The organism is Vibrio sp. OPT46 (genome assembly GCF_015163535.1).
GTDB classification, from domain to species: Bacteria; Pseudomonadota; Gammaproteobacteria; order Enterobacterales; family Vibrionaceae; genus Vibrio; species Vibrio alginolyticus.
On sequence record NZ_JADDYG010000198.1, the window covers coordinates 1 to 997 of the forward strand.

A 997-nucleotide genomic window follows, 5' to 3' on the forward strand; every position below is an offset into this window, starting at 1 on the left:
GCATTAAGGGGTGAACAACGCAAACCACCCGACCTAAAGCATTGTGCCGTAAACACTAAAGTTAATTCAAACCAAAACTGCCAAGCGTTGTGAATCCCTCTTAAATGCTTTGTTAGTTGCCAAACCTAAGGCTTTGGTTTGATGTTAATTGCCGCTTTGCCAACACTAGTTTTACGTGTGTTGGAAAACTCAAATCAGGCGCAGTTTCAAAGCGTTTGTCACTGAAACCACTTGGAACATGCAACGCCGTAGAAAACGAACTGACAACACCAAAAAGACCTTTTGGAGAAACAATGCCACAAAGCTGACTTTCAACAAGTAAATCGGCTTCTGAAACGGCAAACCAAACTAGGAAAAGAACGAAGCTCAATTTCCGCGAACCAAGATCCCGAAGTTCAAAGCGCAGAATCGAGCAAAGTACACGAACGATTAGACCTAAACACTCTGTTTTAGCTGCGATTTTCTCGTTGGCAACTAACGCCTTGTTAAGGGGTGAGCAACGCAATACCGAAGCCGCCGCATACCACCTTAGTCACTAAAACTAACGCATAGTAAAAGTGCCACGCGTTGCGAGTCCCTCTTGAACAATTTGTTAGGCGAATTACTTAAAAGGAAGTGGAATATCTTTCGTTATGGATATGTCCTCTAAGCACTGCTTCAAAGGTAACTGCTTGGATTTATAGATTGTTGTAATCGAATTTTGCTCTTCGTCTACGTCCACTGTTAAGCAAGCACAACTAAAACCATAGTTTCGATTTGTTCTAACAAATTCATTTTCATTTGCAGTCGCTTGATAAAGCAGTTCCATCGATTTATCGTCCAAAGCATTTGAAGTACCTTGGACTGATACATCCCACGAGCCATCGCGATCAATCAACCACATATTGGCAGGAGAAGGATTTTCAAGCCATCCACATCGAGTCTCTTCTGCCGTCGCTGCTAATGCAGAAAACATCCCCAAAATAACAATCAAAAATCTCATTATTTACTCCATTCG

General features: G+C 42.0%; 1 protein-coding gene. It reads right to left on the minus strand.

Translation table 11 applies throughout. The annotated features are described in order from the left end of the window. Nucleotides 1–601: 601 nt before the first annotated feature. Nucleotides 602–982 carry a DUF4087 domain-containing protein gene (locus IQR33_RS08750; protein ID WP_193843642.1) on the minus strand — a complete coding sequence of 127 codons (381 nt, stop codon included), beginning with the start codon at nt 980–982 and terminating at the stop codon, nt 602–604. Nucleotides 983–997: the final 15 nt, after the last annotated feature.

What these genes read in the sequence shown, in the direction of transcription:
- IQR33_RS08750 (WP_193843642.1), bottom strand. Translation starts at nt 982, where the DNA reads ATGAGATTTTTGATTGTTATTTTGGGGATGTTTTCTGCATTAGCAGCG.